Source organism: Streptomyces sp. NBC_00038 (assembly GCF_026343635.1).
In the GTDB taxonomy this organism is placed as follows: Bacteria; Actinomycetota; Actinomycetes; order Streptomycetales; family Streptomycetaceae; genus Streptomyces.
Genome location: NZ_JAPELQ010000001.1, coordinates 2618363 through 2642727, shown reverse-complemented (window position 1 = coordinate 2642727; position 24365 = coordinate 2618363). Strand labels below are relative to the sequence as shown.

At 69.5% G+C, this 24365-nt stretch carries 25 protein-coding genes; 18 read left to right on the top strand and 7 right to left on the bottom strand.

Features of this window, described 5'->3' with window-relative positions; genetic code table 11:
* Nucleotides 1–331 precede the first annotated feature (331 nt).
* Nucleotides 332–1666: a glycosyltransferase family 4 protein gene (locus OG219_RS12200; RefSeq protein WP_266825762.1), complete on the top strand. Its 1335-nt coding sequence runs from the start codon at nucleotides 332–334 to the stop codon at nucleotides 1664–1666.
* Here OG219_RS12200 and OG219_RS12195 read toward each other — a convergent pair.
* The 4 genes from OG219_RS12195 to OG219_RS12180 form a co-directional block, all read right to left on the bottom strand.
* The gene (locus tag OG219_RS12195; protein WP_266825760.1) at nucleotides 1582–3684 is read right to left on the bottom strand and encodes a glycogen debranching N-terminal domain-containing protein; all 2103 of its coding nucleotides are present in this window, start codon (nucleotides 3682–3684) and stop codon (nucleotides 1582–1584) included. The two genes, OG219_RS12200 and OG219_RS12195, sit on opposite strands and share 85 nt — an antisense overlap.
* Nucleotides 3685–3761: 77 nt before the next feature.
* Nucleotides 3762–4538 carry an ABC transporter permease gene (locus OG219_RS12190; protein ID WP_266825758.1) on the bottom strand — a complete coding sequence of 259 codons (777 nt, stop codon included), beginning with the start codon at nucleotides 4536–4538 and terminating at the stop codon, nucleotides 3762–3764.
* Nucleotides 4535–5458 (bottom strand): ABC transporter ATP-binding protein, encoded by a 924-nt coding sequence (locus OG219_RS12185; protein ID WP_266825756.1) that lies wholly within the window; start codon nucleotides 5456–5458, stop codon nucleotides 4535–4537. The genes OG219_RS12190 and OG219_RS12185 overlap by 4 nt, the downstream gene beginning before the upstream one ends.
* An 11-nt stretch (nucleotides 5459–5469) precedes the next feature.
* Nucleotides 5470–6306: an aminoglycoside N(3)-acetyltransferase gene (locus tag OG219_RS12180; RefSeq protein ID WP_266825754.1), complete on the bottom strand. Its 837-nt coding sequence runs from the start codon at nucleotides 6304–6306 to the stop codon at nucleotides 5470–5472.
* Nucleotides 6307–6466: 160 nt separating this feature from the next.
* Here OG219_RS12180 and OG219_RS12175 point away from each other — a divergent pair, with 160 nt between their 5' ends.
* Genes OG219_RS12175 through OG219_RS12140 form a run of 8 tightly spaced genes read left to right on the top strand, consistent with a single transcriptional unit; the run spans nucleotide 6467 to nucleotide 13016 of the window.
* Complete coding sequence (locus tag OG219_RS12175) at nucleotides 6467–7198, top strand: metalloregulator ArsR/SmtB family transcription factor (RefSeq protein WP_266825752.1); 732 nt, start codon at nucleotides 6467–6469, stop codon at nucleotides 7196–7198.
* Entirely contained in the window at nucleotides 7195–8619 is a 1425-nt protein-coding gene (gene sufB, locus OG219_RS12170; protein ID WP_266825750.1) for a Fe-S cluster assembly protein SufB, read from the top strand. The genes OG219_RS12175 and sufB overlap by 4 nt, the downstream gene beginning before the upstream one ends.
* Before the next feature lie 58 nt (nucleotides 8620–8677).
* The gene (gene sufD / locus OG219_RS12165; protein WP_266825748.1) at nucleotides 8678–9859 is read left to right on the top strand and encodes a Fe-S cluster assembly protein SufD; all 1182 of its coding nucleotides are present in this window, start codon (nucleotides 8678–8680) and stop codon (nucleotides 9857–9859) included.
* Nucleotides 9859–10179, top strand: coding sequence for a bifunctional 3-phenylpropionate/cinnamic acid dioxygenase ferredoxin subunit (locus OG219_RS12160; RefSeq protein ID WP_266825746.1), 321 nt, complete (start codon nucleotides 9859–9861; stop codon nucleotides 10177–10179). The genes sufD and OG219_RS12160 overlap by 1 nt, the downstream gene beginning before the upstream one ends.
* Before the next feature lie 7 nt (nucleotides 10180–10186).
* Complete coding sequence (gene sufC, locus OG219_RS12155; RefSeq protein WP_266825743.1) at nucleotides 10187–10951, top strand: Fe-S cluster assembly ATPase SufC; 765 nt, start codon at nucleotides 10187–10189, stop codon at nucleotides 10949–10951.
* Nucleotides 10948–12204 (top strand): cysteine desulfurase, encoded by a 1257-nt coding sequence (locus OG219_RS12150; RefSeq protein WP_266465916.1) that lies wholly within the window; start codon nucleotides 10948–10950, stop codon nucleotides 12202–12204. Before sufC ends, OG219_RS12150 begins: the two co-directional genes overlap by 4 nt.
* Nucleotides 12205–12219: 15 nt before the next feature.
* Nucleotides 12220–12687 (top strand): Fe-S cluster assembly sulfur transfer protein SufU, encoded by a 468-nt coding sequence (gene sufU, locus OG219_RS12145; protein WP_266825741.1) that lies wholly within the window; start codon nucleotides 12220–12222, stop codon nucleotides 12685–12687.
* Nucleotides 12684–13016: a metal-sulfur cluster assembly factor gene (locus OG219_RS12140; protein WP_030039960.1), complete on the top strand. Its 333-nt coding sequence runs from the start codon at nucleotides 12684–12686 to the stop codon at nucleotides 13014–13016. The genes sufU and OG219_RS12140 overlap by 4 nt, the downstream gene beginning before the upstream one ends.
* Before the next feature lie 103 nt (nucleotides 13017–13119).
* On the opposite strand, the gene OG219_RS12135 is transcribed toward OG219_RS12140, so the two are convergent.
* Entirely contained in the window at nucleotides 13120–14091 is a 972-nt protein-coding gene (locus tag OG219_RS12135; protein WP_266825739.1) for an AbfB domain-containing protein, read from the bottom strand.
* A gap of 314 nt (nucleotides 14092–14405) precedes the next feature.
* Between OG219_RS12135 and OG219_RS12130 the strand changes: the two genes are divergently transcribed.
* A complete protein-coding gene (locus OG219_RS12130; RefSeq protein ID WP_266825737.1) occupies nucleotides 14406–15413 on the top strand; it encodes a sulfotransferase in 1008 nt (335 codons plus the stop codon).
* A gap of 3 nt (nucleotides 15414–15416) precedes the next feature.
* Here OG219_RS12130 and OG219_RS12125 read toward each other — a convergent pair whose 3' ends face one another.
* Nucleotides 15417–17216 carry an endonuclease/exonuclease/phosphatase family protein gene (locus tag OG219_RS12125; RefSeq protein WP_266825735.1) on the bottom strand — a complete coding sequence of 600 codons (1800 nt, stop codon included), beginning with the start codon at nucleotides 17214–17216 and terminating at the stop codon, nucleotides 15417–15419.
* Between the two features lie 288 nt (nucleotides 17217–17504).
* Here OG219_RS12125 and OG219_RS12120 point away from each other — a divergent pair, with 288 nt between their 5' ends.
* The 8 genes from OG219_RS12120 (at nucleotide 17505) to OG219_RS12085 (ending at nucleotide 23408) form a co-directional block, all read left to right on the top strand.
* Complete coding sequence (locus tag OG219_RS12120) at nucleotides 17505–17825, top strand: multidrug efflux SMR transporter (protein ID WP_266825733.1); 321 nt, start codon at nucleotides 17505–17507, stop codon at nucleotides 17823–17825.
* A complete protein-coding gene (locus tag OG219_RS12115; RefSeq protein WP_266825731.1) occupies nucleotides 17825–18370 on the top strand; it encodes a TetR/AcrR family transcriptional regulator in 546 nt (181 codons plus the stop codon). Before OG219_RS12120 ends, OG219_RS12115 begins: the two co-directional genes overlap by 1 nt.
* An 89-nt stretch (nucleotides 18371–18459) precedes the next feature.
* Nucleotides 18460–19056, top strand: coding sequence for an RNA polymerase sigma factor (locus OG219_RS12110; protein WP_266836075.1), 597 nt, complete (start codon nucleotides 18460–18462; stop codon nucleotides 19054–19056).
* A gap of 2 nt (nucleotides 19057–19058) precedes the next feature.
* Nucleotides 19059–19961: a CU044_5270 family protein gene (locus OG219_RS12105; RefSeq protein WP_266825729.1), complete on the top strand. Its 903-nt coding sequence runs from the start codon at nucleotides 19059–19061 to the stop codon at nucleotides 19959–19961.
* Nucleotides 19962–20040: 79 nt separating this feature from the next.
* The gene (gene dapD / locus OG219_RS12100) at nucleotides 20041–21030 is read left to right on the top strand and encodes a 2,3,4,5-tetrahydropyridine-2,6-dicarboxylate N-succinyltransferase (RefSeq protein ID WP_266825727.1); all 990 of its coding nucleotides are present in this window, start codon (nucleotides 20041–20043) and stop codon (nucleotides 21028–21030) included.
* Nucleotides 21031–21225: 195 nt separating this feature from the next.
* Complete coding sequence (locus OG219_RS12095; RefSeq protein WP_266825725.1) at nucleotides 21226–21450, top strand: hypothetical protein; 225 nt, start codon at nucleotides 21226–21228, stop codon at nucleotides 21448–21450.
* A gap of 177 nt (nucleotides 21451–21627) precedes the next feature.
* Nucleotides 21628–22191: a SigE family RNA polymerase sigma factor gene (locus OG219_RS12090; protein WP_266836074.1), complete on the top strand. Its 564-nt coding sequence runs from the start codon at nucleotides 21628–21630 to the stop codon at nucleotides 22189–22191.
* Nucleotides 22188–23408, top strand: coding sequence for a WD40 repeat domain-containing protein (locus tag OG219_RS12085; RefSeq protein ID WP_266825723.1), 1221 nt, complete (start codon nucleotides 22188–22190; stop codon nucleotides 23406–23408). The genes OG219_RS12090 and OG219_RS12085 overlap by 4 nt, the downstream gene beginning before the upstream one ends.
* Here the strand turns inward: OG219_RS12085 and dapA are convergent, their stop codons facing one another.
* A complete protein-coding gene (gene dapA, locus OG219_RS12080) occupies nucleotides 23409–24311 on the bottom strand; it encodes a 4-hydroxy-tetrahydrodipicolinate synthase (RefSeq protein WP_266825721.1) in 903 nt (300 codons plus the stop codon).
* Between the last annotated feature and the right edge of the window lie 54 nt (nucleotides 24312–24365).

Sequence of the window (24365 nt, the reverse complement as noted above, 5' to 3'; positions counted from 1 at the left end):
GGCACTTGAGGCCAGGAAGATGAGGGGCGTTCCGTGGGTGTCCTGTGCGAGGACGGATAAAAAAACCGCCCCTGCCCCGGTCAGGGAGCTGAGAGCGGTGTTGAAGCGACGCCGGGCTACGAGTGAGCCGTTGCGGTCGCCTAATCCCCAACGCCTCACCTGTATCGCCATCGTGCCCCCCGGTCGCCGCGCGTGTACTACAGTCCATTGTCCTCGCCGGTGGCGCACGCAACCAGGCAACCGCACGGAACCAAGCCGCGTCTATCAGTGTCCTCATCCTGTACTAGTCGTTGATTCTGCGTTTCGGGCATCTACGACTCGCGGAGGCGCGGTGGGCCAGCAGCAGGCAGGATCCGGTGGGGCGGCCAATGCCCAGCAGGGGCAGAAGCTGCACATCGGGCTGGTCCACTGGTCGTTCCCACCCGTCGTCGGTGGGGTGGAAACCCATCTCTGGGACTACTCCAAGGCGTTAGTGGGCCGGGGCCATCGGGTCACCGTGTTCACCGGATCGGTCGGCGCCCTTCGGCCGTGTGACGGCGTGAGGGTGATCCGGCACAAGCTGCTCGATCTGTCGGTCGGTCATGAGGACAACGAAGCGAGTTTGAAGGAACTGCGCGAGTGGTTCCGCAGCGGGCTCACAGCGTCCGGCGACCCCATCCGGCTGGTCCATGGCCACAATCTGCACCACTTCTCCAGCGTCCCGGCACGTGCTCTGAAGGCTCTTCAGAGCGAACTGAACCTCGTGCTGCTGCACACGTATCACAGCCTTTGGCGCACCGACGCGGACGATCGGATCGCGAGGGAGTGTGCCGTTTGGGACGTCCATCACGCGGTGTCGGAGTTCCTGGTCAGCGAGTGCACAGAGGTGCTACGGCAGGAAGTGCAACGCACTTATCTGGGCGTGGACACGCTCCAGTACAAGAGCATTCCGGAGGTCGAGGACGAGCCAGGTTTGCATCCGGTCGTTCTGCTGCCGGCCCGGCTCATCCCCAACAAGGGCGCCGAAGTGGCGATCTTGATGCTGAAGCTCCTCGTCGAGCGTGCCAAGGGATGCGAGGGGGAACTGGCCTTGCTGCGCCCCCGGCTGGTCCTCACGGACCCGTTCGAGACGGTCGACTTCCACGGTGAGCGCGGTCAGTTCCGCGGCGAACTGTCCAAGCTCGTCGAGGAGTGCGAGCTGACGGAAGGACCGGGGCAGGACGTCGAGTTCAGGCCCGCAGGCATCGAGGACATGCGGAAGCTGTACCAGGAGGCCACCGTCGTGGTGTACCCCTCGCGCTTCAAGGAGCCCATGGGCCTCGCCCCTCTGGAAGCGATGTGCGCGGCCCGTCCCGTGGTGGCCACCGGTGCGGGAGGGCTGGGTGAAGGCGGCAGCACGCTGGTCGTCCGCGACAAGGACGCGAAGAAGCAGGCGTCCCGCTTCGCCGACGAGTTGTGGCCCCTGCTCACCGAACCCTCGCTGGCCAGGAAGACCGGACATGCGGCCCGCAAGCACGTCCGTGCCCACTTCGACCTGGAACGGGCCTACGTCAAACCGATGCTCGCCGAATACCGGAGACTCCTGGCGGCAGGCCCCGACTCCTACGAGTCCGCCACCCGCCAGCCCTCCGGCAGCCCCGAGACCCTGGCCGCCCCCTCCCTGTCCACTTCGACGGTCAGGCGCTGACCCGCGAGGACCAGCCCACGCACCGTCATCGGCCACTGCGGCACGGGGCGTACGTGCAGCGTTCGGCTGGTGACGTCGGGCCTCAGGCCGAGCAGGGCGGACAGTACCGCCACGCCTGAGGCCGCCGACCAGCCCTGCGGACGGCAGGCGGCCGGGTAGGCGAGCGGTGCGGGGGAGTCCTCGGTGCGGGCGTCGCCCGCGTACAGCTCGGGCATGCGGTAGGAGAAGTAGGTGGCGGCGTCCAGGAGGCCGTCCACGAGTCGGCTTGCCTCCTCGTGGCGGCCGGTCGCGCACAGACCCTGTATGGCGATCGCGGTGTCGTGGGTCCACACCGAACCCCCGTGATAGCTCAGCGGGTTGAAACCGGGTACGGCGGCCGAGCGGCTGCGCAGTCCCCAGCCGGAATTGAGTTCGTCGTCCGCCAGCCAGGCGGCGATGTCGCCGGGGCCCTCGGGGTCGAGGATGCCTGTTGACAGCAGTTGGCCCATGTTCGACGCAGGACCGCTCACTGGCGTGAGTCCCTGGCCCACGGCGATGGCCACGTAGCGTGACGCGGGGCCGTTCCTCGTGGGTATCCAGAAGGAGTCGGCGAAGCGTTTCCGCAGGCTGTCCGCCCAGACGAGCAGGCCTTGGGCGGCCTCGCGGTTGCCACGGCTGTTCAGCAGTGAGGCGAGCCCCACGGCCGCCTCGTACGCGTATCCCTGGACTTCGCAGAGAGCCAGCGGGGGTTCGATGTGCCGGCCCTCGGCGTCGCGTACCGCGTCGTCGCTGTCCTTCCACGACTGGTGGCGGAGGCCTCCGGCGCGCGGGTAGTAGCGCAGCAGTCCGTCCTCGTCGCGGCCGCTGGACTTCACGACCCAGTCCATGGCGCGCTCCGCGTGGGGCAGCAGGGCGGTCACGTCCTCGTCGGACAGGCCCCAGTGCCAGGCCTCGACCAGGAGTGTCACGAACAGCGGTGTGGCGTCCACGGATCCGTAGTAATACGCGGGCAGGTGCAGGCCGTGGCCGTGCTGGGCCTCCGCCGGGCGCAGTTCGTGCAGGATCCTTCCGGGTGCCTCCTCGCGGTAGTGGTCGTGCACCCGTCCCTGTCGGCGGGCCAGTGCCCAGAGGGTGCCGCGGGCCAGGTCCGTGCCCAGCGGCAGCATCATCCGCGCCGACCAGATCGAGTCCCGGCCGAAGAGCGTGAGGTACCAGGGGCAGCCCGCGGCGATGAACTGGTCCTCGGGTCCGGTGTCGGCGGTGCGCTGCGGGTCGGCGAGGCGCAGCGCACGGAGATCGCCGAGCCCCCGCCTGACCAGCCCCATCAGCCGCCGGTCGCCGGTGACCACCGGGTCGTTCCAGGGAGCGGGGGTGGTGGGCGCGACGGGGTGTCCCGGCGGTGTCGGCACCGCGCGGCCGGTGACGGCGAGTTCGACCTGCCAGCTCTCTCCGGGGCGCAATACCACCAAGGGCCAGGTCATGGTTCCCCCTTCGGGGCCCCCGGAGGTCTCGGGCTTCGGGCCGGACACCACGGTGATCCGGGCACGGCCGCCGGGGGAGCGCCAGGCAAGGGAGGACAGGGCCGCCGCGCAGCGCAGTACCGGGCGGCTGTGTCCGCGCTTGACGTCGGCGATGTCCGCGAGGTCCGACGCAGCAGCCAGCTGCACATGTAATCGGCGTTCGGCGGTGCCGATGTTGCGCAGGGATATGGTCTCGCCGCTGCCGGCGGTCCGGATGCGCTCGACGATCAGCGTCGGGTCGTCGGTCCGGTCCCGTGGGTAGCGGTGGACGGCGGTGAACCTCACCTGGTGCGGGCCCAGGGGCTGGACACCTATGGGTTCGGGTTCGCGCTCGTCCAGGAGCAGGCACAGCGTGTGCAGCAGACGGCGGTCGTGGTCGTAGAAGCCCTCTGCCCGGATGCCTCTCAGCTGCCCGTCACGGGACGAAGCGGCGAACGCCGGCGCGGCGACACAGAAGACGACGTCGTGCAGCAGCGGTTGCAGAGCACGCTGACCCGAGGCTTCCACGGACTCGAACACGGAGCGTCTCTTCCCACTCCGTGCGAACGTCACTCCCGCGAGACGTCAGGACGGCCGGGCGCCGTTCCCCCAGGGCGTCACTCCCAGCGGAAGAACTTCCCCGCCGCCGCCAGCCCCACGACTGCCCACACCGCCAGGATCCCCAGGTCCCTCCACGGCATCCCGGCCCCGTGCTGGAGCACATCCCGCAATCCGTCCGACAGGGCCGAGATCGGCAGCAGGCCGAGGACGTCCTGGGCGCCGGAGGGGAACTTGTCGAGGGGGACGATCACGCCGCCGCCGACGAGGAGGAGTAGGAAGACCAGGTTCGCGGCGGCCAGGGTGGCCTCCGCCTTCAGGGTGCCGGCCATCAGCAGGCCGAGGCCCGAGAAGGCGGCGGTGCCGAGGACCAGGAGGAGCAGGACGGCGAGGGGGTTGCCGTGCGGGGACCAGCCGAGGGAGAGGGCGATCACTGTCAGCAGGATCACCTGGAGGATCTCCGTGACCAGGACCGACGCCGTCTTCGCCGCCATCAGGCCCCAGCGGGGGAGCGGTGAGGCGGCGAGCCGCTTCAGGACGCCGTAGCGGCGTTCGAAGCCCGTGGCGATCGCCTGGCCCGTGAACGCCGTCGACATCACGGCGAGCGCGAGGATGCCGGGGGCCAGGAAGTCGACCGCCTTGCCGGAACCCGTGTCGACGATGTCCACCGCGCTGAACAGGACCAGCAGGAGGGTGGGGATGACGACCGTGAGGAGGAGCTGCTCGCCGTTGCGGAGCAGCATCTTCGTCTCGAGGACCGCCTGCGTGGCGATCATCCGGGGGAGCGGGGCCGCCCCGGGCTTCGGGGTGTACGTACCGGCGGTGGCGGTGGTCACGAACGCAGCTCCTTGCCGGTCAGTTCCAAAAACACGTCTTCGAGTGTGTGGCGTTCGACGGAGATCTTCTCCGGCATCACCCCGTGCTGTGCGCACCAGGACGCGACCGTCGCGAGCAGCTGCGGGTCGACCTTGCCGCCGACCCGGTACGAGCCGGGCGTCAGCTCCGCAGCCGTGCTGTCCGCCGGGAGGGCCTTCAGCAGGGACGCCACGTCGAGCCCCGGACGGCCGCTGAAGCGCAGGGTGTTCTCGGCGCCGCCGCGGCACAGTTCGTCGGGGGAGCCCTTGGCGATGACCTTGCCCGCGTCGATGATCGCGACGTCGTCCGCGAGCTGTTCGGCCTCGTCCATGTGGTGTGTGGTGAGGATGACCGAGACACCGTCGGTGCGCAGGTCGCGGACCAGGTCCCAGGTGGCCAGGCGGGCCTGCGGGTCGAGCCCCGCCGTCGGCTCGTCGAGGAAGACCAGCTCGGGGCGGCCGACCACGGCCATCGCCAGTGCGAGGCGCTGCTGCTGGCCGCCCGACAGCCGCCGGTACGTCGTACGGCCGCAGCTTTCGAGACCGAGTCGTTCGATCAGCGCGTCCACGTCCAGCGGGTGCGCGTGGAGTTTCGCGACGTGGCGGAGCATCTCGTCGGCCCGCGCGCCCGAGTAGACGCCGCCGGACTGGAGCATGACGCCGATCCGCGGGCGCAGTTCCCCGGCCTGCCGGACCGGGTCGAGGCCCAGGACGCGCACCGTGCCGGAGTCCGGCTTCCGGTACCCCTCGCAGGTCTCGACCGTGGTCGTCTTGCCGGCGCCGTTGGGTCCGAGTACGGCGGTGATGCCCGCCTCGGCGACCAGGTCGAGGCCGTCCACCGCGGTCTTCCTGCCGTACCTCTTCACCAAGGCCTGGACCTGGACCACGGGCTCGCTTCGCATGAGGAGCAAGTCTAGGGACGGGTCCGGGGTTCTCGGGCACGGGGTGCCGCATCCACGTACGGCTCCCGTGGCCGGTGCAGCGCGAGCCAGCGCTCGGCGTACGCCACGGCGTCGGCCACGGGGAACAGCCGTGTGCCGGCCGCGCCCACCTTGCCCCGTACGACGGGACGGTCGCGTTCGAAGTCGGAGCCCAGCTCGTCGAAGCGCTCGGAGCTGATCGACACCTCCGTCACCTCCTCCCAGCCGCCCGGGGACGGCCGACCCACCTCGACCAGCGGCGACGGGATCCGGTATTCGGCCAGGTGGAAGGCGGTGCACGTGTCGTATCCCGCGCCGAGCAGCAGCACCCGGGCACCCATCTCCTCCAGCCGGGCCAGCGGGCTGCGCTCCCCGAGGCGGCAGTCCGGCGCGTGGCCCTCGACGACCGCCGCCGCGCCCGGGCCGATCGCCGCGAACGAGGTCTGCGGGTGCGCGCTGCGCAGGGCGCCGGGCCAGGTGCGTACGGTCTCCGGGATCACGCCGACCCCGCGTGCGGGGGTGACGAGGGGGTCGTACGCGGGCATCGCCGCCCGGATGGCCGACCACCATTCCTCGGGTACCGGCGGATTGCTCCACAGCGCCGGGTCGGAGAGGTCGCCGGACTGGGTGGGGACCACCAGGGTCCCGTCGGGGCCGAGGGTGTCGAGCAGTCCCTGGACGACGGCGACGGCTCCGCCGCAGACCCAGCCGAGAGAGCTGAGCGAGGAGTGCAGAAGGAGCGTTTCGCCTGGGCGTACACCTAACGACAGCAGCTGTGCCGAGACTGTGCCTCGGGTGACGAGTGGGCCGGTGGGAGGGGGTGTCGGCATGGTTCGGCAGTGTCCCCGAGAGCCCGGCCCGGCGCCACCGAATTGATCGATCAAAGATCGTTTCCGCAGGTCAGCTTAGGTATACCTAAGTGATGCACGGCACCGTCCACGCTTCGGGCGCGGCTTGTCAGGCTCTGAGGAATTACGCAACAATGGCGTTGTGAAAAACGTTGGCGAGGCTCCGCAGGAGGAACTCGCGACCGGTGAGCGCTCCACGCGCAACCGCGTCGTGCGCTCCATCCTGGACCACGGCCCCTCGACGGTGACCGACCTCGCCGGACGGCTGGGACTGACCCCGGCCGCCGTACGTCGCCACCTCGACGCACTCGTCGCCGACGACATCGTGGAAGCACGTGAGCAGCGGGTGTACGGAGCGCGCACGCGCGGCCGCCCCGCCAAGGTGTTCGCCCTGACCGACTGCGGCCGGGACGCCTTCGACCAGTCCTACGACAAGCTTGCCGCGGACGCCCTGCGCTGGATCGCCGAGCGCGAGGGCGGGGACGAGGCGGTCGTCGCCTTCGCCCGCGCCAGGATCGCCGCACAGGCGGGCGCGTACCGAGCGGCCATAGCGGCCGCCGCCCCCGAGAAGCGCACCGAAGCCCTGGCCAAGGCCCTGAGCGAGGACGGGTACGCTGCTACGGCGCGTAGCGCACCGGTCGGCGAGCAGCTCTGCCAGCACCACTGCCCGGTCGCCCATGTCGCCGAGCAGTTCCCGCAGCTGTGCGAGGCGGAGACCGAGATCTTCTCGCAGCTGCTCGGCACGCATGTGCAGCGGCTGGCCACCATCGCCCACGGCGACGGCGTGTGCACCACGTTCATCCCCAAGATTTCCAAGGCCGTTTCCGATCTACCCAACGCATCTGCAAGTACCGCCGGGAGGAACCCCGCATGACGCTCCCCATCGAGGAGACTGCCCACCCCGAGCTCGACGGGCTGGGCAACTACGAATACGGCTGGGCCGACTCCGACGTGGCCGGTTCCTCTGCCAAGCGAGGGATCAACGAGGACGTCGTCCGCGACATCTCCCAGAAGAAGTCCGAGCCGGAGTGGATGACCAAGCTCCGTCTCAAGGGCCTGCGCCTGTTCGAGAAGAAGCCCATGCCGAACTGGGGCTCGGACCTGTCGGGCATCGACTTCGACAACATCAAGTACTTCGTGCGCTCCACCGAGAAGCAGGCGGCGTCCTGGGAGGACCTGCCCGCGGACATCAAGAACACGTACGACAAGCTCGGCATCCCGGAGGCGGAGAAGCAGCGCCTCGTCGCCGGTGTCGCGGCCCAGTACGAGTCCGAGGTCGTCTACCACCAGATCAACGAAGAGCTCGAGGCGCAGGGTGTCATCTTCATGGACACCGACACCGCGCTGAAGGAGCACCCGGAGCTCTTCAAGGAGTACTTCGGGACCGTCATTCCGGTCGGCGACAACAAGTTCGCGTCGCTGAACAGCGCCGTGTGGTCCGGCGGCTCCTTCATCTACGTGCCGAAGGGCGTGCACGTCGAGATCCCGCTCCAGGCCTACTTCCGTATCAACACGGAGAACATGGGCCAGTTCGAGCGGACGCTGATCATCGTCGACGAGGGCGCCTATGTGCACTACGTCGAGGGTTGTACGGCGCCGATCTACTCCTCGGACTCCCTGCACTCCGCGGTGGTCGAGATCATCGTGAAGAAGGGCGGCCGCTGCCGCTACACGACCATCCAGAACTGGTCGAACAACGTCTACAACCTGGTCACCAAGCGCGCCGTGGCGTACGAGGGCGCGACCATGGAGTGGATCGACGGCAACATCGGCTCCAAGGTCACCATGAAGTACCCGGCCGTCTACCTGATGGGCGAGCACGCCAAGGGCGAGACCCTGTCCATTGCCTTCGCGGGCGAGGGCCAGCACCAGGACGCCGGCTCCAAGATGGTCCACATGGCGCCGAACACCTCCTCCAACATCGTGTCGAAGTCCGTGGCACGCGGTGGCGGCCGTACGTCCTACCGCGGTCTCGTCGAGATCGGCGAGGGCGCCCACGGCTCCAAGTCGAACGTGCTGTGCGACGCGCTGCTCGTCGACACCATCTCCCGCTCCGACACGTACCCGTACGTCGACGTCCGCGAGGACGACGTGTCCATGGGTCACGAGGCGACCGTCTCCAAGGTCAGCGACGACCAGCTCTTCTACCTGATGAGCCGGGGCATGACCGAGTTCGAGGCGATGGCGATGATCGTGCGCGGCTTCGTCGAGCCGATCGCCAAGGAGCTGCCCATGGAGTACGCCCTCGAGCTCAACCGGCTGATCGAGCTCCAGATGGAGGGCGCGGTCGGCTAATCGCCGATCGCCGTCCCCGTCAAGCCACTCACGCAAGAAAGCGAGCAGACCGACAGCCATGGCTGAGGCTCAGAACATTCCGGTGGGGTCCACCACCGCCGGGCAGATCGCGGTGGCCGCCGAGTCGACCGTCGCCACGCGCATGAGCGCGCCCCCGTCCTTCGACGTGGCGGACTTCCCCGTCCCCCACGGCCGTGAGGAGGAGTGGCGGTTCACGCCGCTGGAGCGGCTGCGCGGGCTGCACGACGGCACCGCGGTCGCCACCGGTGACGGCCTGAAGGTCGACATCGAGGCGCCCGAGGGCGTCCTCGTCGAGACCGTCGGCCGTGACGACGTCCGGCTCGGCAAGGCCGGCACCCCCGTGGACCGGATCGCCGCCCAGGCGTACTCGGCGTTCGAGAAGGCCGGTGTCGTCACCGTCCCCAAGGAGACGGTGCTCACCGAGCCGATCCGCATCGCCGTGCACGGCGAGGGCGGGGTCGCCTACGGCCACCAGGTCGTCGAGCTGGGAGCCTTCGCCGAGGCCGTCGTCGTCATCGACCACACCGGTGACGCCGTCCTCGCCGGAAACGTCGACTACATCCTGGGCGACGGCGCCAAGCTCACCGTCGTCTCCGTCCAGGACTGGGACGACAAGGCCGTGCACGTGGCCCAGCACAACGCGCTGATCGGCCGGGACGCCACGTTCAAGTCGTTCGTGGTCACCTTCGGCGGCGACCTCGTACGCCTGCACCCGCGCGTCGCGTACGCCGGCACCGGCGGCGAGGCCGAGCTCTTCGGCCTGTACTTCACGGACGCCGGTCAGCACCAGGAGCACCGCCTCCTGGTCGACCACAACGCCCCGCACTGCAAGTCGAACGTCGCCTACAAGGGCGCGCTCCAGGGCGAGGGCGCCCACGCGGTGTGGATCGGTGACGTCCTCATCGAGGCCACGGCCGAGGGCACGGACACGTACGAGATGAACCGGAACCTGGTTCTGACCGACGGCGCCCGGGTCGACTCCGTGCCGAACCTGGAGATCGAGACGGGCGAGATCGTCGGCGCGGGTCACGCGTCCGCGACCGGCCGCTTCGACGACGAGCAGCTGTTCTACCTGATGGCCCGCGGCATCCCGGCCGACGAGGCCCGCCGTCTGGTGGTCCGCGGCTTCTTCGCCGAGCTGGTCCAGCAGATCCGAGTCGACGACATCCAGGAGCGCCTTCTCGCCAGGATCGACGAGGAGCTGGAGGCGTCGGTCTGATGAGCACGTTCGTACGCGCCTGTGGGCTGAGCGAGCTGGAGGAGGACACCCCGAAAAGGGTGGAACTCGACGGCACGCCGGTCTCGGTCGTGAAGACCGAGGGGGAGGTGTTCGCGATCAACGACATCTGCTCGCACGCGAACGTCTCGCTCTCCGAGGGCGAGGTGGAGGACTGTCAGATCGAGTGCTGGCTGCACGGCTCCAGCTTCGACCTCCGCACCGGCAAGCCGTCCGGCCTTCCCGCGACGCGCCCCGTCCCCGTATACCCCGTAAAGATCGAAGGGGACGACGTGCTCGTCTCCCTCACCCAGGAGTCCTGAGGAACCCATGGCAACGCTTGAAATCCACGACCTGCACGTCACCGTCGAGGCCGACAACGCCACGAAGGAGATCCTCAAGGGCGTCGACCTGACCGTGAAGCAGGGCGAGACCCACGCCATCATGGGCCCGAACGGCTCCGGCAAGTCGACCCTCGCCTACTCGCTCGCGGGCCACCCGAAGTACACGATCACCGGCGGCACCGTCACCCTCGACGGCGAGGACGTCCTGGAGATGTCCGTCGACGAGCGCGCCCGCGCGGGCCTGTTCCTGGCGATGCAGTACCCGGTCGAGATCCCCGGCGTCTCCGTCTCCAACTTCCTGCGTACGTCCGCCACGGCCGTCCGCGGCGAGGCCCCCAAGCTGCGTACCTGGGTGAAGGAGGTCCGGGAGGCCATGGAGCGCCTCAACATGGACCCGGCCTTCGCCGAGCGCAACGTGAACGAGGGCTTCTCCGGCGGTGAGAAGAAGCGCCACGAGATCCTTCAGCTCGAACTGCTCAAGCCGAAGGTCGCGATCCTCGACGAGACCGACTCCGGCCTGGACGTCGACGCCCTGCGCGTCGTCTCCGAGGGCGTCAACCGCGTCCGTGAGAGCGGCGAGGTGGGCACCCTGCTCATCACCCACTACACGCGCATCCTGCGCTACATCAAGCCCGACTTCGTCCACGTCTTCTCCGCGGGCCGGATCGTCGAGTCCGGCGGCGCCGAACTCGCCGACAAGCTGGAGAACGAAGGGTACGAGGCTTACACGAAGGGTGGCGTATCCGCGTGACGCAGCTGCCGGGCCTCCTCGACACCGAGGCGATCCGCAAGGACTTCCCCATCCTGGACCGTCAGGTCCACGACGGTAAGAAGCTCGTGTACCTGGACAACGCGGCGACTTCGCAGAAGCCGCGCCAGGTGCTGGACGCCCTGAACGAGTACTACGAGCGGTACAACGCCAACGTCCACCGCGGTGTGCATGTGCTCGCGGAGGAGGCCACGGCGCTGTACGAGGGCGCGCGCGACAAGGTCGCCGCGTTCATCAACGCGCCGAGCCGCGACGAGGTGATCTTCACCAAGAACGCCTCCGAGTCGCTCAACCTCGTGGCCAACATGCTCGGCTGGGCCGACGAGCCCTACCGGGTCGACCACGAGACCGAGATCGTCATCACGGAGATGGAGCACCACTCCAACATCGTGCCGTGGCAGCTGCTCTCGCAGCGCACGGGCGCGAAGCTGAAGTGGTTCGGTCTCACCGACGACGGCCGCCTCGACCTCTCGAACATCAACGAGATCATCACCGAGAAGACGAAGATCGTCTCCTTCGTGCTCGTCTCGAACATCCTGGGCACCGTGAACCCGGTCGAGGCGATAGTGCGCCGGGCTCAGGAGGTCGGGGCCCTGGTCCTGATCGACGCCTCGCAGGCCGCGCCGCACATGCCGCTGGACGTACAGGCCCTCCAGGCCGACTTCGTGGCCTTCACCGGCCACAAGATGTGCGGCCCGACGGGCATCGGCGTCCTCTGGGGCCGTCAGGAGCTGCTCGAGGACCTGCCGCCGTTCCTGGGCGGCGGCGAGATGATCGAGACCGTGTCGATGCACTCGTCGACGTACGCTCCCGCCCCGCACAAGTTCGAGGCGGGCACGCCCCCGATCGCCCAGGCGGTCGGTCTCGGCGCGGCGATCGACTACCTGTCCGCGATCGGCATGGACAAGATCCTCGCCCATGAGCACGCGCTCACCGAGTACGCGGTGAAGCGGCTCCTGGAGGTCCCCGACCTGCGGATCATCGGCCCGACGACGGCCGAGGACCGCGGCGCCGCGATCTCGTTCACGCTCGGCGACATCCACCCGCACGACGTGGGCCAGGTCCTCGACGAGCAGGGCATCGCCGTCCGGGTCGGACACCACTGCGCACGGCCGGTCTGCCTGCGGTACGGAATTCCTGCGACCACACGAGCGTCGTTCTATCTGTACTCCACGCCGACCGAGGTCGACGCACTGGTCGACGGGCTGGAGCACGTACGGAACTTCTTCGGCTGAGGAGCTGGCTGAGTCGTGAAGCTTGATTCGATGTACCAGGAAGTCATCCTGGACCACTACAAGCACCCGCACGGGCGCGGTCTCCGGGATGGCGACGCCGAGGTGCACCACGTCAATCCCACGTGCGGCGACGAGATCACGTTGCGCGTGAAGTACGACGGCGACCGGATCGCGGACATCTCGTACGAGGGGCAGGGCTGCTCCATCAGCCAGGCCTCGGCCTCGGTGCTGAACGAGCTGCTGGTCGGCAAGGACCTGGCCGACGCGCAGAAGACCCAGGAGACCTTCCTGGAGCTGATGCAGTCCAAGGGCCGGATCGAGCCGGACGACGCGATGGAGGAGGTGCTGGAGGACGCGGTCGCGTTCGCCGGCGTCTCCAAGTACCCGGCCCGGGTGAAGTGCGCGCTGCTCAGCTGGATGGCGTGGAAGGATGCGACGGCCCAGGCACTGGGCTCGGACGCCGCCGAAAGGAAGACGGCATGAGCGAGACCATTGAGATGAAGCCGGCCTCTGAGGAAGAGGTCCGTGAGGCGCTGTACGACGTCGTCGACCCCGAACTGGGCATCGACGTCGTCAACCTCGGCCTCATCTACGGCATCCACATCGACGACGCGAACATCGCGACGATCGACATGACCCTGACGTCCGCGGCCTGCCCGCTCACCGACGTCATCGAGGACCAGGCCAAGTCCGCCACGGACGGCATCGTCAACGAGCTGCGCATCAACTGGGTCTGGATGCCGCCGTGGGGCCCGGACAAGATCACGGACGACGGGCGCGAGCAGCTTCGGGCGCTCGGGTTCAACGTCTGAGTTCCGCGTGTTCAACGTCTGAGTCGCGCGTGTACGTGTGTGGCCCCCGGCAGTGCGCCGGGGGCCACAGCTGTTTCCGGGGCTCAGCTCCGGTCTTCCGGGCTCAGCTCCAGTTCCCCAAGCCCTTCACCAGCCGGAACGTCCAGTCCTCGCGGTCGTCACGGTCGTGCCGGTGGTTGTCGCGTCCGTCCGGACTGTCCAGGCGCAGCTGGAAGTCGTCGTGGTGCAGGTAGCGGCCCGGGTAGTTGACCGACTCCAGCATGATCGCGCCGGAGGATGACGTCGGCCGGGGACAGAAGGTCGCATCCTTCTTGAAGAGGTCGGAGCCGTCGTTGTGCTCGGCGCGCAGGACGAATTCGCGGTGGCGGAGGTAGTTGCCGGCGACGGTGACGAAGGAGTAGCAGGAGGGGTCCGCGAGTCCCTTGACCCGCTTGAAGCTCGAGTTCTGCTTGGCCGCGGCCGAACTCTGGGAACTCACCTGGTCGAGCCCCACGACGCTGTTGCTCACGCGCCAGTACCGGTCGGGGTAGTTGACCGACTGGACCGACGTCAGCGCGGAGACGGCCGCCGGGGGCTTGCTGGACGTGCTGGGCTTCGGCGCCGGGGTGACGGGCTTGCTGTCGGATCCCTGTCCCGAGGGCTTCGGTGAGGCGGCGGCCGGCGCGGGGGAGGACAGGCCGGTCTTGCCGCTCGGTGCCACGGCCGCCTCGGTGGCCGAGGCGGAGACACCGGGTACGAACGGGACGCCCGTGTCGGAGGCGGGCCGGTTCGCCCGCTCCTGTGACGGTGTGTCAGCACCGCTGTCCAGTACGGCGATTGCGGTGGCGGTGGCGACGAGCACCGCTATGGCGAGCCCGCCGGCCAGCCACAGTCGCCGGGTGCCCGGCAGTCGTGCCTCCTCCGGAGCCTCATCGGGTTCCCAGGGCATCGGGATCTTTGCGAAGGGCGGCAGCTCCGCCGGGTAGGGGGCGCCTTGCGGTGTGGGACTCCAAGCGGCGATCTCCGTTGAGGGGATGGGTCTCTCCGCGAAGCCGGTGGGCTGGTCGGGCCCGGGCTCCGGGTTCTTTTCTGGCATGCGCGTTCCTCCAGCGTCGCCCATGGCGAACGCGGATTCGTCTTCTGGTCTGGGCCAGGAGCATCTGGTCTTGGCACAAGAGAGGGGCGCAGGCACGTGAACGGCGGTAACCGTGGGGAACACGTGCGCGACTGGTGAAACAGTAGTGGACCGGATGGGCTCCGAGCAGCCGTTTCCCTCAGTGATCCAGCGGAATTCCCGGCCCTGCCGCGCGCGGGGACGGCGTGCGGCGGCACCCCCGGCGCCCCGGAGTTCACACGGCATTCTCAGCGCCGTCCCAGGCCGGGCTCATGGCGGCGCGACAGTCTGGGGCCGTGTCTGCTTCTGTACGACCCGTCTTCGTCCTCGGCTGTCCCCGCTCGGGGACGACACTTCTGCAGCTCATGCTGCACGCCCATCCGCGGATCGCGCTGCCGCCCGAGACGCGTTTCGTGCTGCCCGCGTACGAGGGGCGACTGGGTTTCGGGGATCTGCGGGAGCGGAGCAACCGGGCCGGGCTCGCACAGTGGATCACCGGGCGCGAGGAGACACGGTTCCACGAGCTGGGGGTGGACGCCAAGCGCGTGGCCGAGCGGATCACCGAGGGGCCGCCGACGCTCGGGTCGGCGCTGGGCATCGCGCTCAAGGCGTACGCCGAGGAGCACGGCAAGGTGCGCTGGGGCGACAAGCGGCCCGCGTACGCCCTCCATGTGCCGGAGATACTGCGACTGTTTCCCGACGCGCAGTTCATCCACCTCGTCCGCGACGGACGGGACTGCGTCGCCTCGCTGCTCGGCATGCCCTGGTGGCATCGCGGCTTCCACGAGGCCGTGGCCACCTGGGCTCAGGTCATGGACACCACGCGGACCTGCGCGCGGAAACTGGGCCCCGGCAGTTGGCACGAGCTGCGCTTCGAGGACCTCGTGGCCGATCCAGAGAGCCAACTCAGGGGAGTGTGCCGGTACTTGGGGGAGGAGTACGCCCCCGAGATGCGTGAGCCGTACCGGGTCGCCGAGGTGGCGGTGCCCGCCCGCAAGACCTGGCACCGCCGTACGCACGGCGCCCTGGACAGCTCGCGGGCGGGAAGCTGGACCAACCGGCTGACCCCGGCTCAGATCCGGTTGTGCGACGACGTGTTGGGCGACCGGCTCACCTCGTACGGCTACGAGCTCGCCGGCGCCGTCCGCCCCGACCCGGCCGAACTGCTGCGCTACCGGCGGGTGGAGATGCTGCGACGGGCCGCCCACGCCAAGCGGCGGATGTTCGACCGCCTGGCGCGGGTGCGCGAACCGGGGCCTGTGGCCTGTCGGTTGACGGCCACAGGCTCGGAGTTCAGAGCCTGACCGCTAGGGAGTGATCCGGACGACCTGCGGGTCGTGGTCGCTGGTCTGGTCCGGGAACTCGCTGTTGATGTGGACGAGGTCGTAGTCGTACGAGGTGATGGCGGAGCTGACCAGGGTGTGGTCGAGGACCTGGGAGTTGCCGTCGTAGACGTAGGTGTACTGCTGCGAGGCGGGCAGGGTGTCCACCAGGTCGGTCAGTACACCGCCCTTGAGGGTCGAGACGGTGGTGGAGAACTGGTAGTCGTTCAGGTCGCCCAGCACGATCACGTTCGCCGTGGACTGGGCGGCGAGGATCGAGTCGGTGAAGGAGTTGACCTGCGCCGCCTGGTTGGTGCGCTGGGTCTCCGAGGCGCGGGCCGGGTCCTGGTACTGGCTGTGCAGTGAGTAGTCCTCGCCCTTCGACACGAAGTGGTTGGCGATCAGGAAGAACTTCTCGCCGCCGAAGGTGAATTCGGCCGCCAGCGGCTTGCGGCTGGCCGACCAGGCCGAGTTGGAGGGCGCGATCCGGCCCGGGTTGTAGGTCAGCTGGGCCAGACCGCCGCTGGTGGTCACCGAGTTCGCGGTGGTGGCCGTCGCGGTGCCGCGGGCGGTGAAGCCCACACGTGCGGGGTTGTAGAGGAAGACCTGCCGGATGTTGCCGCCGGTCTCACCGCCGTCGGCGTCGTTCGTCGGGTTGATCTGGGTGTACGAGTACGTGGGTCCGCCGGCGGCAGTGATCGCGGAGATCAGCGTGGACAGGGTGGTGGTGGCCGAGACCGTACCGTCGTCCGTCGCGCCGTTGTTGTCCTGGACCTCCTCCAGAGCCACGATGTCGGGCGACTTGAGGTTGCCCACGATGCCCGAGGCGAGCGCCGTGAACTTCGAGGCGGCGTCGGTCGGGTCGAGGTTCTCCACGTTGTACGTCGCCACGGAGAGCTGGCCCGTCGACTGCGTGGCCGTGGTCTCCTTGGCGAGACCGCCCGAGGTCACCGTGCCGAGCGTGGTGGCCTGGAGGGTGTAGCCGCCGTACGCGATGTAGTCGAGCGGCCCGGTGGCCCCGGAGAGTGTGTCGCCGACCTTCGCCGTCGGGAAGGCCGTCGACAGCAGCGTGCCGATCTGGACGCGGCCCGAGTTCTGGCTGCTGTACGAGGAGTAGAGCGAGCCGCCGCGCGCCGAAGTCACCTGTGTGGGCTTGACGTTGACCCACAGCTCGGCGTACTCGTTGCTCGCGCCGACGACCGGCGCGCTGCCCACCGTGACGCGCATGCCCTCCAGGGACTCGTAGTAGTCCAGGGCGTACGTCGCCGGGGCGAGCGTGAACGAGTTGATGGAGCCGCCGCTGTTGGTGCGCGTGTAGGTGGCGGGGACCGTCGCGTTGCTGATGGTCGTAGCCGAAGGCAGCGTGTTCCCGGTGGAGTTGGCGGTCCACGTGGCGCCGGAGATCTCGGTGAGCGACTGGCTGCCGTTGGCGGAGCCGGGGTAGTACTCGGCGACCGTGCCGGTGACCGTGACGCTGTTGCCCACCGCGGTGCTCGGCGTCGTCGAACCCTTGTAGACGAAGACCGCGTCGCTGGTCGCAGCGTTCCCGTCACCGCTCGCGCTCTGGATCCAGAAGCCGCGCGAGGAGCCGGTGGAGCGGATCGCGGTGACGATGCCGGTGGTGGTGACCGAGGTGCCGTTGTACGGGGAGATGCGGGTCGATCCCTGGAGGGCGGAGATCGTGACGGTGGCCGCGTGCGCCGGGTGGGGGAGGGCGACGAGCGCCCCCGACGCGACGAGAGCGGCTGCCATGGCGCGAGCGCCGAGCCCGAGTGTTCTGTCCATGTGCGTCCCTTCAACGAGCGGAAGAGCGGGGGGAGTTGGTGCATGGACGTGCGTGACTGCTTGCTTGACCGGTCGCGCAGATTTCTAAGGGCTGGGTGTTACCGGCCGATGTACGGACGGTGTTCTACGCGTGTCGTCTACGCGCGTCAATCATGGTGGGCGGAAATCCGTCCGGAATGTCGACCTGGGCTGTGTGTCGGCTGTTTCTCCGCTGTGCTCACCGACCCTCCGAGGTCCAGCGACGCCCGTTGTGTACAGGCGTACGCAACGATGTGTACACTCGTACGCATGGGATACGTACTGCTCGCCGGAGCCATCGCCGCGGAGGTGGCCGCCACCACCGCCATGAAGTACAGCGACGGCTTCAGCAAGTTGTGGCCGTCGCTGGTGACCCTCCTCGGGTACGTCATCGCGTTCGTGCTGCTCGCGCAGACCCTGAAGACCGTCCAGGTCGGCACGGCCTACGCGATCTGGGCCGGGGCCGGGACCGCCGTCATCGCCGCGATCGGCATGGTGTTCCTCGGCGAGGGGCTCAACGCCGCGAAGCTCGCCGGGATCGCGCTGATCATCGGCGGGGTCGTGCTGCTGAACCTCGGCGGGGCGCACTGATGGCGCGCCGGTACGACCCCGAGCGGCGCCAGCGGATCATCGACGCGGCGATCCGGGTCGTGGGCGCCAAGGGCATCGCCGGACTGAGCCACCGCTCCGTCGCCGCCGAGGCCGATGTGCCGCTCGGCTCCACCACGTACCACTTCAAGACCCTCGACGAGCTCATGGTCGCCGCGCTCCGCCAGGCGAACGAGGGCTTCGCCAAGGTGGTCGCCTCGCGCGGCGGCATCGAGGACCCGCGCACCGACCTGGCCGCGGAACTCGCGGGCCTGATGGGGGAGTGGCTGGCCGGCGACCGCACCGGCGTGGAGCTGGAGTGCGAGCTGTATCTGGCCGCGCTCCGCCGCCCGGCCCTGCGCCCCGTCGCCGCCGAGTGGGCCGCGGACCTCGTCGAGCGGCTGACCCGCCGCACCGACCCGGTCACCGCGCGGGCACTGGTCGCGATGCTGGACGGACTCTGCCTGCAGGTGCTGCTGACGGACGTGCCGTTCGACGAGGAGTACGCGCGGACGGTGCTGGCGCGGATCGTCGACGCGGGGGCGTGAACCCGACGCGTGGGCGTGAACCCTTTTCGCGTCCGCGGGGAACAGCGGGTGACATGCTCACCCCGATCACGCCCACGGAGGCCACCGACTTGACCGGACCACCAGATCCAGACGCGTCCCAGGACGCCGAGGTCGTCGCCCAGTCGCTGGACGAACCCGAACTCTTCGCGCGCCTCTACGACCGCTACGCCCCCGACATCCACCGTTACGCGACGCGCCGCCTCGGCGTGGGAGCCGCCGACGACATCACCGCGGAGACGTTCCTCATCGCCTTCCGCACCCGCGTCCGTTACGACACCGACCGTCCCAACGCCCGGCCCTGGCTCTACGGCATCGCGGGCAACCTCATCGGCAAGCAGCGCCGAGCCGAGGTGCGGGCCCTGCGGGCGCTGGCCCGCACCGGACACGACCCGGTCGCCGAGTCCTGGGCCGAGCGTGCCGACGCCCGGGTCACCGCGCAGTCGGCGCACGCCCCACTCGCCGGGGCGCTGGTCGGTCTGTCCGCCGGTGACCGGCATGTGCTGCTGCTCGTGGCCTGGGCGGATCTGACGTACACCGAGGTCGCCGAGGCGCTCGGCATCCCCGTCGGCACCGTCCGCTCCCGGCTCAACCGGGCCCGCCGCAAGGTCCGTTCGGCGCTCGGCGCCGACCCCGCATTCACGCTGGACACCACGGAGGTGGTCTGACCATGGACGAGATGACGACGGTCCGTGAACTGCGTGCCGGGGCCCCCGAGGCGACGCGCGCACAGCTGGCGGCCGGACGGCAGCGGCTGCTAGGGGAGCAGGCCCGAGGCACCCGCCCGTACGGGGTCCGGGTCAGCCGGCGGTACGCCGTGGCCGGGGCGGTGGCCGCGATCACGGTGGTCGCGGTGATCGGCACGCAGGTGCTCGGCGGCACCGAGGGCGTCCAGCCGGGCGCCGGACCGGGCTACACCCTCAAGTTGGGCAGCGCGAAGGCCCTGCTGAACGACGCCGCGGACGTGATCGCGGCCGGCCCCGCGGTCACCGCCCACGACGGGCAGTGGATCTACACGAGGACCGTCGAGACGAACGTCACGGACGACGAGAAGCCCGGACCGCAGACCAGCGAGAACTGGACGAAGTACGCCGATCCGAAGATGGAGGACGGCCGGGCCGGCGACGACCACTCGCCGAGGGAGGAGTACGAGTTCCTCAAGAGCCTCCCGGACGACCCGGCGAAGGTACGGGCGAAGGCACGCGCCTTCTTCTACGTCACCGACGACTCCGAGACCCGTACGGAACACGAGTACCGGGCGCTCACCACGGTCCTCAGCCGCGCTTACGTCTACGACCCCGAAGGGCTCGCCAAGATCTACCGGGCGCTGGCCACCATCCCCGGAATCCGGGCCAAGCAGGTCCAGGACGCGGCCGGGCGTGACGCCGTCGCGCTGTACCTGGGGAGCAGCGGGAACGAGACACTGATCGACCCGAGCACCTGCCTCTACTCCGGAATCCGCTTCGTGGCAGGGAGCGCCGGCTCGGAGCCGGATCTGAAGAAGGGTGACGTGATCATCGACGTCGCCCGTCTCTCCCTGGCGGTGGTGGACAAGGAGGGCGAACGGCCCTGAACCGTCCGGTGCGCCCGGCACGTGAGATGCCGGGCGCACCGGTTCGCCCGCGCGGGCCCCGCCAAGTTAGGTTTCCCCTATGACCGACACGACTGCACCCCGCACCACCGGCGCCGTTGCCGCCGGGCTTGCCACCGTCGCCGCCGACGGCACCGTCCTCGACACCTGGTTCCCCGCCCCCGAGCTCTCCGTCGAGCCCGGTCCGGCCGGCACCGAGCGGCTGTCCGCCGAGCGTGCCGTGGAGCTGCTCGGCGAGGGCGCCGCGAAGGCCATCGGGCCCGACGCGCGCCGAGGTGTTGAAGTGGTCGCGGTCCGTACGGTCATCGCATCGCTGGACGAGAAGCCGATCGACGCGCACGACACCTACCTGCGCCTGCATCTCCTCTCGCACCGCCTCGTACAGCCGCACGGCCAGAGCCTGGACGGCATCTTCGGGCACCTCGCCAACGTCGCCTGGACCTCGCTCGGCCCGGTCGCGGTGGACGACGTGGAGAAGGTGCGCCTGAACGCCCGGGCGGAGGGCCTCCACCTGGCCGTCACGTCCATCGACAAGTTCCCGCGCATGACGGACTACGTCGCGCCGAAGGGCGTCCGCATCGCCGACGCCGACCGTGTCCGCCTCGGCGCGCACCTCGCCGCGGGCACCACCGTCATGCACGAGGGCTTCGTCAACTTCAACGCCGGTACGCTCGGCACCTCGATGGTCGAGGGCCGCATCTCGGCCGGCGTCGTGGTCGGCGACGGCTCCGACATCGGCGGCGGCGCGTCGACCATGGGCACGCTGTCCGGCGGCGGCAACGTCCGCATCACCATCGGCGAGCGCTGCCTGATCGGTGCGGAGGCGGGCGTCGGGATCGCACTCGGCGACGAGTGCGTCGTCGAGGCCGGTCTGTACGTCACCGCAGGCACCCGCGTCACGATGCCGGACGGACAGATCGTCAAGGCCCGCGAACTCTCCGGTGCCTCGAACATCCTCTTCCGCCGCAACTCGGTCTCCGGAACGGTCGAGGCGCGGCCGAACAACGCGGTGTGGGGCGGGCTGAACGAGGTCCTGCACAGCCACAACTGATCGCGCCGCACCCACAGTTCGCGACGGGCGCCCCCTCACAACATGGCGTGAGGGGGCGCCCGCGTGTGCTCCGCGCTCCAACACCACATGATCACTTATGGGTTACTCAGCGTGACCTCGGGGCGGTTTCGGCAGATGAACGGGTGCACGCAGGATCCGATCAGAAGCCGAACCGATGAGACGAGGGGTTCAACGATGACGAACGAGTGGGCGAGGGCCGGGGTCCGTCCGCTGACCGGACTGCTGGCCGTGGCGGCGCTGTGCTCGCTGTCGTGCGGAACCGCGCACGCCGACGAGACCAACACCGGCTCGCACAACGGCCCCCGGATCGGGTTGGTCAACACCGGCCAGATCGACGACCCGATGGAGGACGTGCTGGAGCACTTCCTGCTGTTCGGCGACGGGTACAAGTGGGACTGACGCGGCTTGCCGCACCGGGCCGGGGCCCGTACCGCGCACGGACGCGGTACGGGCCCCGGCCCATTACCGTGTGCCGACAACTTTTTTCACGTCAGGTGGCATAGCGGGACGCCGCCGCGCGCGTCACAAGGGGCACAGGGGCGGCGCACAGGTGCCGTCGGGGAAGAGACGGTGACGATGGATGGCGCGGGGCTGGAGAGTTTCCGGGAGTTCGTGGAGAGCCGGTCGTCTGCGTTGTTGAAGACGGCTGTGCTGCTCAGCGGCGGGGACCGGCACGCCGGTGAGGATCTGCTGCAGAGCGCGCTGGCCAAGGCGGCCGGGCGGTGGCAGCGGATCGACGAGCCCGAGGCGTATGTACGGCGGATTCTCTACCGTCAGCAGGTCAGCCGCTGGCGACTGAAGTGGCGCAGACGTGAGGTCACCGTCGCCGAGCCGCCCGAGGCGGGACTGCCCGGCTCCGACGCCACGGCCGCCGCCGAGCTGCGCGTGGTGATGCGCCATGCGCTGTCCCGGCTCACCGCGCGCCAGCGCACCGTGCTCGTGCTGCGCTACTTCGAGGACCTGCCCGAGGCCGACGTGGCGCGGCTGCTGGGCTGCTCCGTGGGCACCGTACGGTCCACCACCCACCGCTCCCTGGCCCGCCTGCGCACCCTCGCGCCCGAACTCGGGGCCCTCGGACCGGCCGCCACCGAGCAGCCGCAGCCGTCCCGTGACTATGCGCCCGTGGAGGTGCGTCCGTGAACGTCGAGGAACTCGTGCGTGACTCCCTCCGGGAGCAGGCCGTCGAACAGGCCCCGGCGGGACCGGGGTTCGCCGACCGGGTGCTCACCGCCCGCCGACGCCGCCGTACCCGTACGCTCGCGTCCGTCGCCGCGGCCACCGCCGCCGTGGTCGCCATCGCCGTCGCTGTGCCGCTGCTGGACTCCGGCAAGGACGACGTGCGGCCCGCGGGCCTGCTGGACGGCAGCGGAACCAGCGCGCATCCGGACCAGTCGCCGCCGCGTGACCTGATCGCGGCGGGGAACGTGGCGCTGGCCGCGTACTACACGGCGGAGGTCGTCGCGCAGACGGACGACCGCGGTGTTAACGCCCGCACCTACTGGCTCCTCGATCAGAGGACCGGGCGGTACGAGAAGGACGACCGTTGGTCCTTCGTCGCCGTCGCCCCCGGCATGAAGACCGCTGCCGTACTGGAACGGGAGCTGCCCGCCCACCGGATCGGGCTGCTCGACCTGACCACCGGGAAGGTCCAGCGGTGGATCCCGGTCGTCCCCGGAGTCGGAGGGCTGGCGTTCTCGCGCGACGGGCAGAAGCTCGTCGCGACGACGTACGGCGAGAACCCCGACCTGCGCAAGTGGGTGACGAGCTCCGACGGGGAGGCCGCTTGGATGTCGTCCTTCGGTGGCCAGTCGAGCCGGACGGGCTTCCTCGTCCTCGACCTCGCCGGGGGCGGCGGGGGCATGTGGAACAAGGTCCCTGCCGGCCGTGACATCAACGGCCGCGAGGACTTCGCGTTCAGCCGTGACGGCGGGTTGGTGTACTCGCGGATCGTCGGAGAGCGTGCCGGGATGCAGCAGTACTACGAGCTCGGGGGCGACGCGGTCGACGCGCCCGCGAACGAGCGGTACCTGCGGTGGGACGTCGACGCACGGCTGTCCCCGGACGGCACGCTCGCCGCGGGCGGCTTGGCGAAGGAGGTGCCCGACAAGTCGTACTCCGCGATCCGTGATCCCCGTACCGGCAAGGAGATCACCAAGGTGCGCGGGGGGACGCTGCTCGCCTGGGTCGACGACCATCGGCTGATCGCCTGGGAGCGGACCGCGGGCTCGGAGCTGTACCGGCCGCAGCTCGTGCTGGTGACGATCGGCAGCGACAGGACCGTACCGCTGAGCGGGGTGCGGGAGCAGAACGTGGACCTCTCCCGGCAGGAGTGGGAGCCGGTCTTCGCCGAGCGCTGATCAGCAGGCCGTGAACTCCTCGTAAGCCGCCCGCAGTCCGTCGACCGCCTCGCGGCCGGCGGGCCGCAGCGGTGCGCGGACCGGGCCCGCGGGCATGCCCAGTTCGGCCAGGAGGCCCTTGGCGGTGACGGTACCGGGCAGGCCCGCCGACATCATCAACTCGATGAGCGGCGTGGCCCGTTGCTGGAGGCGGGCGGACACGGGGGTGTCGCCCGCCTCGAACGCGTCCAGGATCGCCCGGAGTTGGGCCGGGACCACGTTCGCGACCGTGCTGACGTAACCGGCGGCGCCCACCGCGTACAGCGCGAGGATGTGCTCGTCGCAGCCCGCGTAGTACGCCAAGTCTGTGCGGTCCAGCACCTTCTGGGTGCCGAGGAAGTCGTAGGAGCAGTCCTTCACCGCCACGATCCTCGGGTGCTCGGCGAGGCGGATGATCGTGTCCGGCTCGATGCGGGTGCCGGTGCGGCCCGGGATGTCGTACAGCGCGAGTGGCAGGCCGGACGCGTCCGCGATCTCCCGGAAGTGCGCCTCCAGCGCCTCCTGAGGGGGCTTGCTGTAGTACGGCGTGACCACCAACACGCCGTCCGCGCCCGCCTTTTCGGCCTCCAGGGCCAGTTCGACGGTGTGCCGGGTGTCGAAGGTGCCCACGCCCGCCACGATCGACGGCCGCTCCCCGACCGCCTCGCGGACCGCCCGCACCAGCGCGGACTTCTCCGCGTCCGTCGTGGTCGGCGACTCACCCGTGGTCCCGGACAGGACCAGCCCGTCGCAGCCCTCGGAGACCAGTCGGTCGGCGAGCAGCTGTGCCCCGTCGAGGTCCAGCGCACCCTCCTCGGTGAAGGGCGTGATCATGGCGCAGAGGGCGCGGCCGAAGGGGGGAGTGCCGTGAGGTGAGGTGGTCATGGGAGTAGTGTCGGCCTCCCGATCGTGAAGCTCCACTTAATTCTTCTACGAGGT